9 protein-coding genes are annotated in these 13,578 nt (G+C 74.3%); 8 read left to right on the top strand and 1 reads right to left on the bottom strand.

The genetic code is table 11. The features are described 5' to 3' along the window. The first annotated feature begins 1 nt into the window (after position 1). The 4 genes from ACZ47G_RS05975 to ACZ47G_RS05960 all read left to right on the top strand — a co-directional run bounded on the left by ACZ47G_RS05975 (position 2) and on the right by ACZ47G_RS05960 (position 4,680). Positions 2-1,618: an FAD-dependent oxidoreductase gene (locus tag ACZ47G_RS05975; RefSeq protein WP_465740240.1), complete on the top strand. Its 1,617-nt coding sequence runs from the start codon at positions 2-4 to the stop codon at positions 1,616-1,618. Next, a complete protein-coding gene (locus ACZ47G_RS05970; RefSeq protein WP_465740239.1) occupies positions 1,615-2,739 on the top strand; it encodes an NAD(P)/FAD-dependent oxidoreductase in 1,125 nt (374 codons plus the stop codon). Before ACZ47G_RS05975 ends, ACZ47G_RS05970 begins: the two co-directional genes overlap by 4 nt. 25 nt (positions 2,740-2,764) lie before the next feature. Continuing rightward, the gene (locus ACZ47G_RS05965) at positions 2,765-3,955 is read left to right on the top strand and encodes an amidohydrolase family protein (protein WP_465740238.1); all 1,191 of its coding nucleotides are present in this window, start codon (positions 2,765-2,767) and stop codon (positions 3,953-3,955) included. A 161-nt stretch (positions 3,956-4,116) separates the two neighbouring features. Continuing rightward, positions 4,117-4,680 carry an NUDIX hydrolase gene (locus tag ACZ47G_RS05960; protein ID WP_465740237.1) on the top strand — a complete coding sequence of 188 codons (564 nt, stop codon included), beginning with the start codon at positions 4,117-4,119 and terminating at the stop codon, positions 4,678-4,680. A gap of 67 nt (positions 4,681-4,747) precedes the next feature. Here the strand turns inward: ACZ47G_RS05960 and ACZ47G_RS05955 are convergent, their stop codons facing one another. Continuing rightward, positions 4,748-6,697 (bottom strand): alpha/beta hydrolase family protein, encoded by a 1,950-nt coding sequence (locus ACZ47G_RS05955; protein WP_465740236.1) that lies wholly within the window; start codon positions 6,695-6,697, stop codon positions 4,748-4,750. Between the two features lie 821 nt (positions 6,698-7,518). Between ACZ47G_RS05955 and ACZ47G_RS05950 the strand changes: the two genes are divergently transcribed. The 4 genes from ACZ47G_RS05950 to ACZ47G_RS05935 all read left to right on the top strand — a co-directional run bounded on the left by ACZ47G_RS05950 (position 7,519) and on the right by ACZ47G_RS05935 (position 13,519). After that, a complete protein-coding gene (locus ACZ47G_RS05950; protein ID WP_465740555.1) occupies positions 7,519-8,787 on the top strand; it encodes an ATP-grasp domain-containing protein in 1,269 nt (422 codons plus the stop codon). Positions 8,788-8,821: 34 nt separating this feature from the next. After that, entirely contained in the window at positions 8,822-9,976 is a 1,155-nt protein-coding gene (locus ACZ47G_RS05945) for a saccharopine dehydrogenase family protein (protein WP_465740235.1), read from the top strand. Positions 9,977-10,008: 32 nt separating this feature from the next. Continuing rightward, positions 10,009-11,340, top strand: a complete 1,332-nt coding sequence (locus ACZ47G_RS05940) for a lysine N(6)-hydroxylase/L-ornithine N(5)-oxygenase family protein (protein WP_380462734.1) — start codon at positions 10,009-10,011, stop codon at positions 11,338-11,340. Positions 11,341-11,494: 154 nt separating this feature from the next. Next, positions 11,495-13,519, top strand: coding sequence for a class I tRNA ligase family protein (locus ACZ47G_RS05935; protein ID WP_465740234.1), 2,025 nt, complete (start codon positions 11,495-11,497; stop codon positions 13,517-13,519). Positions 13,520-13,578 lie beyond the last annotated feature (59 nt).

The following is a 13,578-nucleotide window of genomic DNA, read 5'->3' as shown; positions in this document are numbered from 1 at the left end:
CGTGCGACAGGTTGAAACCGACTCCCTGGTGATCGGCTCCGGCGGTGCCGGACTGCTGGCGGCCTGCCGCGCCGCCGACGCCGGGCACCGGGTGCTGGTCCTCGAACGCACCCCCGCGCTGGGCGGCACCACCGCCGTGTCCGGCGGCATGATCTGGGTGCCCGACAGCTCCGTGATGCGCGAGCACGGCATGCCCGACTCCGCCGAGGACGCGCTGCGCTACCTGGAACTCGTCACCGAGGGCGAGGTCGAGCGGTGGCGGCTGGAGCAGTACGTCGAGGCGGCGCCGCGGGTGGTCGACTACCTGCACGCCGAGACGCCCGTCCGGCTGTTCCCGATCGACCGGCCCGACTACCACTCGGACTGGCCCGGCGCCCGGGACGTCGGCCGCACCCTCGACAACGTGCCGTTCCCGACCGCCGACCGCCCCGGCCTGCTGGAGCGGATCAGGAAGGGCAGCCACTTCGACGCCGTCACCTACGACGAGCGGCACCGCTGGCAGATCCCCGGCCGCTACGACCACGAGCTGGTCGCCCGCCGCAAGGCCGAGGGCGTCGTCACGGTGGGCGCCGCGCTGGTGGCCGGCCTGGTGGCGGCCTGCGACGACCGCGGGGTGGCCTTCGAGACCGGGGTGCGGGCCGGCGAGCTGCTGGTCGAGGACGGCCGGGTGGTCGGCGTCCGGGCCGAGGGCGCGGACGGCCCGGTCGAGTACCGGGCGCGGGCCGGCGTGGTGCTGGCCACCGGCGGCTTCGAGTGGAACGAGCGGCTCAAGCGGGCCCACCTCGGGCTGGCCGGGACGCGCCCGGTCAGCCCGCCGTGGAACCACGGCGACGGCCTGCTGATGGCGACCGTCCTGGGGGCGGCGCTCGGCACCATGTCCCAGGCCTGGTGGGTGCCCGCGGTGTCCGGCCAGGGCGAGGAGTACGACGGGGTGCCGATGTCCCGGCACCTGGTCGGCGAGCGCTGCCTGCCCGGTTCGATCCTGGTCAACCGGCACGGCCGGCGCTTCGTCAACGAGGCCGTCAACTACAACGACGTCACCAAGGCCTTCCTGGCCTTCGACCCCACTCGGCACGAGCGCCCCAACCTGCCCGCCTGGCTGGTCTTCGACGAGGCGTTCCGCCGCACCTACCCGATCGCCGGCGCGCAGCCGGGCGGCCCGGTGCCCGGCTGGTACACCAGCGCCGACACCCCCGCCGAACTCGCCCGGCTGATCGGGGTGGACGAGCAGGGCCTGACCGAGACCCTGGCCGTGTTCAACCCGGACGCCGTCCGGGGCGTCGACACCGCCTTCGGCCGCGGCGGGACCAGCCACGACCGCTACTACGGCGACCCGCTGCACGAGCCCAACCCGTGCCTGGCGCCGCTGGTCGAGCCGCCGTTCCACGCCGTCCGGGTCGAGCCGGGCATGCTCGGCACCAAGGGCGGCCTGGTCACCGACGAGCGCGGCCGGGTGCTGCGGCACGACGACACGCCCGTCCCCGGGCTGTACGCCTGCGGGAACGTCACCTCGCCGGTGATGGGCCCGGGCTACCCGGGCTCCGGCGGTACCCTCGGGCCGGCCCTGGTCGGCGGCTACCTGTGCGGGACGGCGCTCGGCAAGGAGGAGCAGCGGTGACCAGGATCGTCGTCGTCGGAGCCGGATCGATCGGCAGCTGCGTCGCCCTGCGGCTGGCCGAACAGGGCGCCGAGGTCGTCCTGGTGGACGCCCGGGAGCCCGCCGAGGGGCTCTCCGCCCACGGCTTCGGCTGGGTCAACGCGGTGGACAACGGGTTCGACCCCTACTACCGGCTCTCGGCCGAGGCCCTGCGCGCCCACGAGCGGCTGGCCGTCGCCACCGGCGGCGAGCCCTGGTTCTTCCGGCGCGGCAACCTGCACTGGGCCGACAGCGCGGAGGGGGCCCGGCGGCTGGCCGGCATCGCCGACGGCTACCGGGCCAAGGGCTACCCGGTCGAGGAGCTGGACGCCGAGCGGGTCCGGCGCGAACTCCAGCCGGGCCTGGCGCTCGACGGCCTGCACGGGCCGCTGTGGTACTACCCGGACGACGCCCACGTGGTCAGCGACCGGCTGGTCTCGGCCGTCCAGGAGCGGGCCCGGAGCCTGGGCGTCCGGCTGCGGATCGGGGACGCCGTCACCGGGCTGCTCGGCACCGACCGGGTGCGCGGCGTCCGGCTGGCCTCCGGGCAGCAGATCGAGGCGGACGCCGTGGTCGGCTGCGCCGGGCGCGGCACCCGGGAGCTGCTCGGCCACGCCGGCGCGGACGTGCCGCTGGTGGAGCCGGGGGACGACTCCGGGGTCACCGTGCGCGGGCTGCTGGTGCGGACCTCCCCGGTGCCCGTCCGGGTGGAGCGGGTGCTGCACGCGCCGCACCTGAGCATCCGTCCGCACAGCGGCGGGCGGCTGGTGCTGCACTGCCACGACGTGGACGAGGAGCTGACCGACGAGAGCCAGGGCCCGGCCGCCGCGGAGAAGGTGCTCGGGCGCCTCGCCGAGGTGCTGCCCGGCACCGCGGGGGCGGACATCACGGTGGAGGACGCCTTCGTCGGGGTCCGCCCGATGCCGGCGGACGGCATGAGCGTGCTGGGCTGGGTGCCCGGGGCCCGTTCGCTGTACGTGGTGGTGACCCACAGCGGGCTCACCCTGGCGCCGGTGCTCGGGGAGATCGTCGCGCGGGAGGTGCTGGGCGAGCCGTCCGAACTGGCGGCGGCGTTCCGGCCCGAGCGCTTCGCAGCGGTGTGAGACGGGACGAGGAGAGGAAGACGACATGGGCACGTTGGCAGTCACGGGGGCCGGGTGTGTGGTCTCCGGTGATCTCACCGCTCCGCTGGTCGACGGCGCGGACACCGTCCTGTGCGTGGACGGCCGCATCACGGCGGTGGGCCGGGCCGCCGACCTGGCGGACGGCCTGGCCGCCGCCGACCGGGTCCTGGACGCGGCCGGGGCCACGGTGGCGCCCGGCCTGATCGATTCGCACGGGCACGTCGCCTTCGGCGACTACTCGCCCCGGCAGAAGGCCGTGGACTACCTGGAGGGGTACGTCCACGGCGGCATCACCCGGACCATCTCGGCCGGGGAGGTGCACGTCCCCGGCCGTCCGCGCGACCGGGCCGGGGTCAAGGCGCTCGCGGTCGCCGCCCGGGCCTCGTACGACAACTTCCGCCCCGGCGGGATGCGGGTGCACGCCGGCAACGTGCTGCTCGAACCCACCCTGGACGAGGCCGACTTCGCGGAGCTGGCGAGCTGCGGGGTGTGGCTGGCGAAGTTCGGCTTCGGCGCCTACGAGAAGGCCGTGGACGGCGTCGAGCAGATCCGCTGGGCGAAGGCGCACGGCCTGACGGTGATGTGCCACGCCGGGGGCGCCAGCGCCGCCGGCTCCGCCTCGCTCGGCGCGGACGACCTGCTGGCGCTCGACCCGGACGTCTGCGGGCACGCCAACGGCGGCCCCACCGCGCTGCCCGACGCCGCCGTGGACCGGCTGCTGGCCGAGAGCCGGATGGCGCTGCAGATCGTCCAGGCCGGGAACCTCCGGGCCGGCCTGCGGATCGTCCGGCGGGCCGTGGAGGAGGGTGCGCTGGAGCGGATCGTGCTGGGCTCGGACACCCCCTCGGGCTTCGGGGTGATCCCGCTGGCGGTGCTGAAGACGGTGGTGGAGCTGTCCGCGCTGGGACCGGTGGAGCCGGCCCGGGTCTGGGCGCTCGCCACCGGCAACGTCGCCGACGTCTGGGGCCTGCCCGCCGGACGGCTGCGGGCGGGCGACGAGGCGGACCTCGTGCTCCTGGACGCGCCGCGCGGCTCGGCCGCGGACACCGCCCTGGAGGCCCTGGCGATCGGCGACATGCCCGGCATCTCGGCGGTGGTGACGGCGGGCGAGGTGCGCTTCCTGGCCAGCCGCAACACCCCCCGGGCGAGCCGTCCCGCGGTGCTCACCGAGCGTCCCGCCGTGATCACCGGGTAGGGTGGGCCCGTTCGCCCCACGCGGGACGCGAACGGGTCCAACGGCCCTGCGGTGCGCGGCCGATGACGTGAAATCGACGGAACGGCCGGATGAGACGGCCCGGTGGAACGCCGGATGGAACGGCCGGACGGAACGGCCGGACGGAACGAGGAGTGCTGAGGATGACGAGCGGGACGCAGACCCCCGGCCTGGCCGAGCTGCTGGGCGGCTACCGGCCCCAGGGCGCGGCCGAGACGGCGGACCACGAGCGGCTGCTGGGCCTGGTCGGCAAGCCCGACGCCTGGGACCGCGCGACCCCGCTGCACTTCACGGCCTCCGCCCTGATCGTCCACCCGGAGACCAAGCGGGTGCTGCTGCGCTGGCACGTCCGCCAGCAGGCCTGGCTGCAGGTCGGCGGGCACGGCGACCCGGGCGAGACGCTCCCGCTGGAGATCGCGCTGCGGGAGGGCCTGGAGGAGACCCACCTGACCGACCTGGTGCCGTGGCCGGACGCCACCCTGGTGCACCTCACCGTGGTGCCGGTGCCGGCCTCGCCCCGCGAGCCCGCGCACGAGCACGCGGACCTGCGGTTCCTGCTGGCCACCGGCACGCCGGAGAGCGCCCGGCCGGAGAACCCGGAGTCGCCGCTGGAGTGGCTCACGGTGGCCGAGGCGCGCGAGCGGACCACCGAGGAGAACTTCCGCGAGACCCTCGACCGGGCCGGCCGGCTGCTCGACACCCTCTGACGCACTGGGGCAACCGAGCCCGCGGACCCTGGGTGGGTCCGCGGGCTCAGCCGTGTGCACGCCCCGGTCACGCCGGGTCGAAGCCCAGCGTCCGCCCGTACAGGTCGAGTTCGGCCTCCAGGCAGCGCACCACGGTGTCCCGGCGGCGGAACCCGTGGCGCTCCCCGGGGAACAGCAGGTAGGTGTGCGGGAGCCCGGCCCGGACCAGCCGGTCCACCAGCCGCTCCGCCTGGGCGGGCGGGCAGATGCCGTCCAGCTCGCCCTGGAACAGCACCACCGGGACGTCCAGGCCCTCGGCCAGCCGGACCGGCGAGCGCTCCTCGTACGCGGCGCGCTGCTGCGGCCACGGGCCGATCAGGGCGTCCGTGTACCGGGACTCGAAGTCATGGGTGCCGCCGGTGCGCCAGGTGACCGGGTCCAGCACCGGGAAGTAGAGGCCGGCCGCCCGGTACAGCTCCGGCTCGGCGAGCGCCGACAGGATCGCCGTCCAACCGCCGGCGCTGGCGCCGCGGATGGCGATCCGGGCCGGGTCCGCCAGGCCCTCGGCGACCAGGGCGCGCACCGCCGTCGCGCAGTCCTGGACGTCCACCTGCCCCCAGCGGCCGCGCAGCCGCTCCCGGTAGGCCCGGCCGAAGCCGCTGGAGCCGCCGTACTGGACGTCCACCACGCCGATGCCCCGGCTGGTGAAGTAGCTGAACTCCTGGTTGCGCACCGGCTGGCTGCGGCTGTTGGGCCCGCCGTGGACGAACACCAGGTACGGCGGCAGCTCGCCGGCCGGCCCCCGGTACTCCGGGTGGTACGGCGGGTGGACGTAGGCGTGCACGGGGGAGTCCGGGCCCTGGAAGGTCCGCACCACCGGGCGGGAGGCGTACTCCTCGTGGGCCCGCAGCGGTGCCCGGACCACCTCGGCGGTGCCCCGGGCCGGGTCGACCAGCACCACGGTGCGGCGGTGCTCCGGACCGGCCACCACGGCCGCGATCCGCCGGCCATCGGTGGCCACCGAGGACCACTCGGTGTACGGGAGGTCGAGGTCGGTCAGCCCGCCGTCGGGGGCGAGCAGGCCGAGCCGGCGCCGGCCGGTGCCGTGGACGGTGGCGAGGGTGCCGTCGCGCAGCGGCAGCAGCCAGCGCAGGCCGATCCGCCACGGGGCCTCGCCGAACTCCTCCTCGGCCGGGTGGAGCGCGCGCACCACGCCGTCCGGCCCCAGGGCCGGTCCCAGCTCGTGGACGTTCCACCAGCCCTCCGGGTCGGAGACCGCGTACAGCCGCCCCGAGCCGTCGGCCGCCCAGTCGGCCTGCACCACGGCCTCGCGGGCGCCGCCCAGCAGCCGGACCGGCTCGTCGAGCGTGCCGTCGGGGCGGATGCCGGCGGCCATCAGCTCACTGCCGTCCCAGGGCATGTTCGGGTGGTCCCAGCCCAGCCAGCAGACCCGGCCGCCGTCGGGCGAGAGCCGTGGCCCCGTCAGAAAGGCGTGGGTGGCGGCCAGTTCGCGGACGGCCTTCGGGTCCTCGGCCGCGCCGCCGTCCAGCGGCAGGGCCACCAGGTGGCGTCGGACCTCGGTGCCGGCCTCGTCCAGGACGGTCTCGCGCAGCGACCACACCTCGGAGCCGCGCACCGCGAAGTCGCAGTAGCGCAGTTGGGTGCCGGCCGGCGGTTCGGGGCTCAGCGGGACGGGCTCCCGGCCGGGGGACCACCGGTAGAGCCGTTGGTCGCCGCGGTGGCTGAAGACCACCCCGTCGTCGGCCCGGTCGGACACCGCCGTCCACGGCCGGCCGCCGTACTCGATGACGCCGCTGCGCACGTCCCAGCCGGGCGGCAGCACCTGGACGGCGTTGCCGTCCGGGCCGCGCCGCATCAGGGCGTTGCGGCCGCCGTCCTCCGGGAGCACCTCCGTCCAGCAGGGGTCGGCTCCCAGGAAGCCGACCCACTCGACGAGGACCCCGCTGCGCACCACGTCGGCGGGGGTGACGGGGGAGGGCCAGGTGCCGTACGGCGCGCTTCGGGCGCGGTCTGCCATGCGTTCTCCTCGGCAGTCATGGGGGCCGGGTCGGGAACGGGGACCGGGGGGCGGGAGAGCACGGACGGGGCCGGCGGGTGCGTGCGGGCAGGGCGGAAGTCGCTTGCGCCGCAGGCGGGTTCGGTGACGTGGAACAGTCGGACGGCCGGCGCGGGAGTCCACCCGGGGCCGCCCCGGTCGGACTGATCATCCTGCCAGAGGCGGACCGGTCCCGCCCGAGGTCCGGACAAGTTTCTACCGGAAGGAAGGATTTCGGCCAAGCGGGTGCGCCGGGCGGGCCGGACCAGGGCGGTGGGTGTCCGGAGGACGAAACCGACGGGTGTTCCACCCAGGATCGGAGAAGTCGCTAACTCACGTGCAACAGATGGCCTTTGACGGTGGAACAGCAGGTGTCCACGGGTGCCGCCGGCGAAGTGGCCGGTGATCGTCGGGGAGACGGCGCTGACCGGAAGAGACCTGTTGACATGTCTCTGAGGGCAAATCATGCTGGTGGTGAACCCGGGGGCGGCGTTGTCGACGGTGCCCGTGTTAACTGAGAATCCTGAAACCCGGTCCGGGGCCGGGACTGCGCGGCGATACCCATGCCGCCGACTCGGGATTCCCGTCAATTCTTCCGTGTGCTTCTCCGCAAACGGTCGCGTGCCACTCCGACGCGGCCCGCGGAGTCGTGCGCGGAACTTTCTGCGATCGGTTACCGTGCGAAAACCCTCGCACATTCCGCGTAACCGAACAGGTTTGACCACCGGTCAGGCCGGAGAGGCAATCGAAGGCCTCTCGGGTCATCGTTGGATCTGCTCGGCTTTCTCATCCGGCAAGGCAAAGTGGAGGGTCCTGTGGCGAAGCGCCATGTTCTTTTCGTGAACCTGCGGAGGATTCAGCGGGAGGGTCTCGAATCCCTGCTCGCGGCCCGTCGTCTCGGATATGGTGTGGTGCTTCTCGGCCGTTCCGTCCCGGAATTCGCGAAGCCACTCGTGGACGAATTCCGCCAGGTCGACACCTACGACCGGGAGGCCTCCCTGGCGGCCGCCCGGGAGCTCGCCAAGAGCTACGACCTGGCCGGCGTCGCCAACTTCACCGAGGTCGACGTCCAGCTGGTCTCGGCGATCGCCGCCGACCTCGGCCTGCGCGGCATGTCCGAGACCGCCGCGCTGCGGGCCCGCAACAAGTACGCGATGAAGGAGGCGCTGCGCCACCTCGGCGGCGTGCTCCCGCGCTTCGCCCGGGTCACCGGCCTGGACGAACTGCGCACCGCCCTGGACGAGGTCGGGCTGCCGGCCGTCGTCAAGCCCACCGGGGCCTCCGGTTCCAAGGGCATCTTCGAGCTGCGCGAGCCGGCCGACCTGGAACCGGCCATGGCGCGGCTGGCCGGCATCGCCCGGCCGGACTTCGACCCGGTGTTCCGCCAGTTCGGCGCGGAGTTCATCGTCGAGGAGTACCTGGAGGGCGACGAGCTGAGCGTCGAGGGCTTCGTCTCGGACGGCGAGGTGCACGTCGTCACCGTCACCGACAAGGTGACCAGCGTCCCGTACCACCTGGAGCTGTCGCACCAGGTCCCCAGCGCGCTGCCCGCCGACGCCTGGGCGGAGATCACCGCGACCACCAAGGACATCGTGGCCGGCCTGGGCTTCGACCACTGCGCCTTCCACCTGGAGGCCAAGTGGGGCGAGCAGGGCCTGCGGTTCATCGAGATCGCCGCCCGCCCGGCCGGTGACTACATCGGCTCGCACCTGGTGCCGCTGGCCACCGGTGTCGACTACTTCGAGAACGTCATCCGGGTCGCCACCGGGGACCCGCTGCGGCTGGAGCACGACCGGCGGATGAACGCGGGCCTGCGGTTCGTGCTCGCCGAGCGGGCCGGCCGCTTCGAGGAGGTCGGCGGCCTCCAGGGGCTCTGCGAGCAGGCGGGCTTCGACCACGTCTTCTACGAGGTTCCGGCCGGCACCGAAGTCGCCCTGCCGCCGGAGAACTTCGGCCAGCAGCGGGTCGCCGCGGTGATCGCCCGGCACGTCGACCGGGCCGGCCTGGAGGCGCTGCTGGACCGGGTGCCCGCCGAGACGGTGGCCCGGGTGACCGCGGCCGACGGCGAGTAGGCGCCGTGACCCCCCTGGCGCGGGGACGGCGCTCGTGAGGGCGGCGCTGGTGGGTTGCGGGCAGATGGGCCGGGCCGCCGCGTACGCGCTGGCGACCGGCCCGGACACCACCGAGCTGACGCTGGTCGACCGGGACCGCGAGCGGGCCGAGGAACTGGCCCGCTGGCTGGCCGGGTTCGGCGACCGTACGGTCCGGGTCGAGACCGACCCGGCCGACGCGCTCGCCGGGCGGGACGCCGTCGCCACGGCACTGCCGTGGGCGGCGACCCGGGCGGTGATCCGCACCGTGGTGCGCACCGACCCGAGGGTGCCGGTGGCCAGCATCACCCGGCCGCCGACCGAGGAACTCCCCGGTCTGGACGCCTGGTTCCGGGCGGCCGGCGCCACCGTGCTGCTGCCGCTCGGGCTCGAACCGGGCCTCACCGAGCTGCTCGCGGTGCACGTGGCCCAGCGCCTGGACCAGGTCGAGTCGCTGGAGATCTGCTGCGGCGGCGTGCCCGAGCAGCCGCGCGAACCGCTCGGCTACACCGCCTTCTTCGGCGGCGAGAACGACCACCACCTGCCGATCGCCCAGCGCGAGGCACTCGCCCTGAGCGGTGGCCGGCGGGTGCGGCACGCCCGGTTCTCCGGGGTCGAGACGCGGGAGGTCGACGGGGTCGGCCGACTGGAGGCCTACCACGACGGCATGGCCCCCTGGCTCGGCGAGCACCCGCTGCTGCGAGGGGCCGACTGCACCCAGAAGACCCTGCGCTGGCCCGGCTTCGCCCAGGCCGTCTCCGACCTGGCCCGGCTCGGGCTGCTGGCCGAGGACACGGTGGACGTCGACGGCGTCGAGGTACCGCCCAAGCGAGTGGTCGAACGGGTACTGGCCCCGCAGGTGCGCGCCCGGGCCGGCGACCGGGACCTGGTGGTCCTGGAGGTGACCGCGCACGGCAGGCTGGCCGGTGCGCCGGCCAGCCTGCGCAGCACCCTCCTGGACTCCGCGGACGAGGCGACCGGCCTCTCCGCGATGGCCCGCACCACCGGGTTCGCGCTGGCCGGGGCGACCGGGCTGCTCGCCGACCGGTCGATCACCGGCCCGGGCTGGCACAAACCGCACCGCACCCTGTCCGCCGAGCAGTTCGACGGACTGATGCGGTCGCTCACCGCCCGGGGAGTGACCTGGCTACCGGCGCACGAGATCGGCTGACCCAGCACCCTAGTGACTACGGGAGAGACAGCATGAGTGAGATGCCGGAGACTTTCGATCTGGTGGGTGTCGGCATAGGTCCCTCGAATCTGAGTCTCGCGGCACTGACGTCGGGGGAACCGGGCCTGTCGACCCTCTTCGTCGACCACAAGGAACGATTCGAGTGGCACCCCGGCCTGATGCTGCCGGGCGCCGAGATGCAGGTCCACTTCCTGAAGGACCTGGTCACTCCGGTCGACCCGACCAATCCGTTCTCCTTCCTGGCCTTCCAGGTGGACACCAAGCGGCTCTACCGGCTGCTGGTGACCGGCCGGTCCAAGGTGCCGCGCCGGGAGTTCGAGCAGTACTGCCAGTGGGCGGTGGCCGGCCTGGACAACCTGCGCTTCGGCGTGCGGGCCGAGAACGTCGAGTGGGACGGCGGCGCCTTCGTCGTCCACACCAGCGACGGCCTGCTCCAGGCCCGCAACCTGGTGGTGGGCACCGGCCTGTCGCCGCGACTGCCGCACAGCCTGCGCGGCCACGACCCGGAGAAGGTCTTCCACACCGACCAACTGCTCCGCCGGCCGCGCGACTTCGCCGGCAAGCGGGTCGCAGTGGTCGGCGGCGGGCAGAGCGGCGCGGAGGTGGTCAACTACCTGCTGGCCGGCGAGGACCGCCGCCCCGAGCAGATCCTCTGGGGCACCCGGCGGACCAACCTGCTCCCGCTGGACGACAGCCCGTTCGTCGACGAGCTCTACCTGCCGGACTACAGCCACCACTTCTACGGCCTGCCGGAGCAGGAGCGCGAGGAGATCGTCCAGCGGCTGCGCCTCACCAGCGACGGCATCTCCATCCCGCTGCTGGAGGACCTCTACCGCCGGCTCTACGACCTGGACCTCCTGGAGGGGCGCGGGCGCAGCTGCCGGATCCTGCTCGACCACACCCTGGAGGACCTCGAGGAGACCGACGACGGGCTGGTCATCGACTGGCGCCCGGCCCGCGGCGGGAAGTCGGTGCGGGAGGCGGTGGACATCGTCATCTGCGCCACCGGCTACGAGCACGCCATGCCCGACCTGCTGCTCGGCCTCAAGGACCGGCTCGCGATCAGCGACGGCCTGCCGGTGGTGGGGCCGGACTTCAGCCTCCAGTGGGACGGCCCGGCGGAGAACCGCATCTTCGTCCAGAACGCCGCGCGGCGGGAGTACGGGGTCGCGGACCCCAACCTCAGCCTGCTCGCCTGGCGCAGCGCGATGATCACCAACAGCCTGCTCGGCCGCCGGCGCTACGACACCGGATCGGTCAGTACGGCCCTGGACTGGGCCTCCGCCGGTCCGCAGGAGGCGGGCGACGCGCCCGTCGAACTCGCCCTGCACGCCCGGCACTGAGCCGCCGCCCGGCACTGAGCCGCCGCCGGGCACCGAGCCGACACCGGGCACGGGCCCGGCACGCACCGACCGAGCACCGAAGGCACCGACCGAGCACCAATGACTCCGGGAGAGGAGCCGGGGGCGAGTCCACCCCCACCACACGATGGACATCGTGACCGTTCCACGCACCGTCAACGAGATGGGGCTGCCGGACTTCGTCCGCAGCGTCCAGCCGGCCTGGGCCCAGAACCCCGAACTCCCCGTCAACGTCCGCAGGGTGACCCTGCGGCCCGGCGAGACCACCGCCCCGCACAACCACCACGACATCGAGGTCTGGGTGATCCTCGACGGCAGCGGCGAGGTCACCGCGGACGGCGAGACCGTGCCGGTGACGGCGGGCGACGCGCTGCGCATCCCGCCGCTGGGCGTGCACACCCTGCACAACCCGGCCGAGGACCGGCCGCTGTCCTTCCTCACCTTCTGGTGGGAGGACCTGGCCGCGTTCGACGCCGAGCACGAGCGGCGCGCCGCCCGCACCGCGCAGGCCGGGCGCCCCGTCCTGCTGCTGCCCTCCTTCCCGACGCCCAACGGGGAACTCCACCTGGGGCACCTGGCCGGCCCGTTCCTCAACGCCGACCTGCTGCGCCGCGGCCTGGCCGCGCGGGGCACCCCGGTCCGGCTGCTGCTGGGCACCGTCGGCCACCAGAGCCAGGTCGCGGCCGCCGCCCAGGAGCAGGGGCTGACGTTCTACCAGCTGGCCGAGCGCAACACCGACGCGATCCAGGAGGCGCTGGCCGCCGCCCGGGTCGAGTGGGACGTCTTCGTCCGGCCGTCCTCCCCGCGTTACCCGCAGGTGGCCCTGGAGGTGTTCGAGCGGCTGCGCGCCGACGGGACGGTGGTGGCCAAGACCGTCCAGGCCAACTACTGTGCCCCGTGCGGGACGTACCTGTTCGAGGCGTTCGTCGCGGGGGCCTGTCCGCACTGCGGCTCGCGGGACACCGCGGGCATCGAGTGCGAGGCCTGCGCGCTGCCGTTCGCCGACGACGAGCTGCTGGACCCGAGCTGCCGCGCCTGCGGTACGCCGGCCGAGCAGCGCGAACTCACCCGCTACTACATGCCGTTGGAGCCGCTGCGGGCCCGGCTGACCGGCTACCTGCGGTCGGTCTCGATGAGCGCCCGGCTGCGGTCCTACGTGGACCGGGTGCTGGCCGCCCCGCTGCCCGACCTGCCGGTGAGCACCGTCGCCGCGGACGGCATCCTGCTGCCCGCGGACCCGTCCGGCGCCACCGACGGCCAGCGGATGTACTCGGCCTTCGAACTGGCCGCGCGCTTCCTCACCGCGGTGGACGACCTGGCGGTCGGGCAGGGCCTGGCCGGCTGGGAGGAGTACGCCGAGGCCGAGGCGCCGCGCACGGTGCTGTTCTTCGGCTTCGACAACGCCTTCCTGCGCGCGGTGGTCTTCCCGGCCGTCCTGGGAGCGTTCACCGACAAGCTGGCGCTCGCCGACACCATGGTGTGCAACGAGTTCTACCTGCTCGACGGGCAGAAGTTCTCGACCGGGCGCAAGCACGCGATCTGGGGCCGGGACGCCTTCCGCCCGGAGACCAGCGACCAGCTGCGGCTCTACCTGGCCGCCACCAGCCCGGACATCCGGCGCCGGGACTTCGTCGTCGCGGACTACCGGGAGTTCGTCCGCACCGAGCTGCTCGGCGAGTGGGAGGGCTGGCTGGCCTCGGTCGACGCCCGGCTGCGCAAGCACTTCGACGGCGTGGCGCCGGAGGCGGGCAGCTGGAACGGCGAGGCCGAGCAGTTCTACGGCCGGATCCGCGCCTTCGCCGCCCGGCTGGCGAACGCCCTGGAGCCGGAACGGTTCTCCGCCCGCACCGCCGCGCGCGAACTGCGCGAGTTCGTGGCCGAGGCCCGCCGGTTCACCGAGGTCTGCGAGGACGTCCTGCTGGTGCAGCCGGTCTCGGCCACCGCGCGGACCTGCACGGCCCTGGAGCTGAGCGCCGTCCGGGCCCTGGCGGTGGCGGCCGAGCCGCTGCTGCCGGAGCTGTCCGCCCGCCTCGCACGGCAGTTGGGGGAGAGCGGCCCGGCGGCCGGGGACGCCCCCGTGCGGTGGGTCGCGCCCGGCACCGCGGTCGCCCTGACCGGGCCGTACTTCTCCGCGGACGCGCCGACCGGCCCCGCGCACTGACCCGGCCCCGCCGCACCTGACCCCCCGTCCCAGACCAGACCAGACCAGACCAGACCAGA

Source organism: Kitasatospora sp. NPDC030952 (assembly GCF_055571335.1).
The sequence above is the reverse complement of the archived record's forward strand: the minus strand, read 5'-3'. Positions and strand labels throughout refer to the sequence as shown.

Coding starts and splice junctions, on each gene's coding strand:
- ACZ47G_RS05965 (WP_465740238.1), top strand. CDS start 2,765: ATGGGCACGTTGGCAGTCACGGGGGCCGGGTGTGTGGTCTCCGGTGAT.
- ACZ47G_RS05960 (WP_465740237.1), top strand. CDS start 4,117: ATGACGAGCGGGACGCAGACCCCCGGCCTGGCCGAGCTGCTGGGCGGC.
- ACZ47G_RS05955 (WP_465740236.1), bottom strand. CDS start 6,697: ATGGCAGACCGCGCCCGAAGCGCGCCGTACGGCACCTGGCCCTCCCCC.
- ACZ47G_RS05940 (WP_380462734.1), top strand. CDS start 10,009: ATGAGTGAGATGCCGGAGACTTTCGATCTGGTGGGTGTCGGCATAGGT.